The sequence below is a fragment of the Methylophaga sp. UBA4204 genome, from assembly GCF_002379485.1.
Lineage (GTDB): Bacteria > Pseudomonadota > Gammaproteobacteria > Nitrosococcales > Methylophagaceae > Methylophaga.
The window spans coordinates 32,449-32,877 of the sequence record NZ_DFTU01000106.1 but is presented as its reverse complement, the minus strand read 5'-3'; the positions used below and the strand labels follow the sequence as shown (position 1 = coordinate 32,877).

General features: G+C 48.3%; 1 pseudogene. It reads left to right on the top strand.

Annotation, left to right across the window (positions count from 1 at the left end):
• Nucleotides 1-429: pseudogene (locus B3182_RS15560) on the top strand (elongation factor G); the annotation flags it as partial.

The following is a 429-nucleotide window of genomic DNA, read 5'->3' as shown; positions in this document are numbered from 1 at the left end:
GTTGCTTACCGTGAAACCATTACGCAAAAAATCGAAGACAGTTACACCCACAAGAAACAATCGGGTGGTTCTGGTCAATTCGGTCGTATTGACTACATCATTGAACCAGGTGAACCAGGCAGCGGTTTCAATTTTGAATCAACCGTAACCGGTGGTAGCGTTCCTCGTGAATACTGGCCAGCTGTTGAAGCCGGCTTCAAGAAAATGATGGGCCGTGGTGTTTTAGCGGGCTTCCCATTACTTGACGTCAAAGTAAACTTGTTTGATGGTGCATTCCACGCCGTGGATTCATCAGCAATGGCCTTTGAAATTGCTGCGATGGGTGCGTTCCGTCAAACCATTCCGAAAGCGGGCCCACAATTGCTGGAGCCGATCATGAAAGTAGATGTGTTCTGCCCGGATGATAACGTTGGTGATGTTATCGGTGAC